Source organism: Rhizobium sp. 10N414 (assembly GCF_056394785.1).
The window spans coordinates 1-1,179 of sequence record NZ_JBFTIN010000103.1 but is presented as its reverse complement, the minus strand read 5'-3'; the positions used below and the strand labels follow the sequence as shown (position 1 = coordinate 1,179).

At 60.9% G+C, this 1,179-nt stretch carries 1 protein-coding gene; it reads right to left on the bottom strand.

Annotated elements, in window-relative coordinates; translation table 11 throughout:
* Nucleotides 1–1,176, bottom strand: a complete 1,176-nt coding sequence (gene tuf, locus AC1DE4_RS31755) for an elongation factor Tu (RefSeq protein WP_018857113.1) — start codon at nucleotides 1,174–1,176, stop codon at nucleotides 1–3.
* Between the last annotated feature and the right edge of the window lie 3 nt (nucleotides 1,177–1,179).

Genomic DNA, 1,179 nt, shown 5'->3' with positions numbered 1-1,179 from the left:
TTACTCGACGATCGAGGCGACGATGCCGGCGCCGACGGTACGGCCGCCTTCGCGGATAGCGAAGCGCAGCTTTTCTTCCATCGCGATCGGAACGATCAGCTCGACGTCTACAGTGACGTTGTCGCCAGGCATGACCATTTCCGTGCCTTCCGGCAGGGTGACGATGCCGGTGACGTCCGTCGTGCGGAAGTAGAACTGCGGACGGTAGTTGGTGAAGAACGGCGTATGACGGCCGCCTTCTTCCTTCGTCAGGATGTAGGCTTCAGCCTTGAACTTCTTGTGCGGCTTGACAGAGCCCGGCTTGCACAGGATCTGACCACGCTCGACGCCGTCACGGTTCACACCGCGAACCAGAGCACCGATGTTGTCGCCAGCCTGGCCCTGGTCGAGCAGCTTACGGAACATTTCAACGCCGGTAACCGTCGTCTTCGAGGTCGGGCGGATGCCGACGATTTCGACTTCTTCGCCAACCTTGACGATACCGCGCTCGACGCGGCCGGTCACAACCGTACCACGGCCCGAGATCGAGAACACGTCTTCGATCGGCATCAGGAACGGCTGGTCGATCGGACGCTCAGGCGTTGGGATGTAGGCGTCAACAGCTGCCATCAGCTCGCGGATCGCGTCTTCGCCGATCTTCTTGTCGGAGTCTTCGAGAGCGGCAAGAGCCGAGCCCTTGATGACCGGAATGTCGTCGCCCGGGAAGTCGTAGGACGACAGAAGTTCGCGAACTTCGAGCTCGACGAGTTCGAGAAGCTCGGCGTCGTCAACCTGGTCGACCTTGTTGAGGAACACGACGATCGCCGGAACGCCAACCTGGCGAGCAAGCAGGATGTGCTCGCGGGTCTGCGGCATCGGGCCGTCGGCAGCCGAGCAAACCAGGATCGCGCCGTCCATCTGCGCAGCACCGGTGATCATGTTCTTGACGTAGTCGGCGTGGCCGGGGCAGTCAACGTGGGCATAGTGGCGGTTCGGGGTCTCGTATTCGACGTGTGCCGTCGAAATGGTGATGCCGCGAGCCTTTTCTTCCGGAGCCGCGTCGATCTGGTCGTACGCCTTGAACTCGCCGAAGTACTTCGTGATCGCTGCCGTCAGAGACGTCTTGCCGTGGTCAACGTGGCCGATCGTGCCGATGTTAACGTGCGGCTTGTTGCGCTCAAACTTACTCTTTGCCATTTG

Bases quoted from the DNA above. Each gene is read 5' to 3' on its own strand.
- tuf (WP_018857113.1), bottom strand. From the start codon at position 1,176: ATGGCAAAGAGTAAGTTTGAGCGCAACAAGCCGCACGTTAACATCGGC.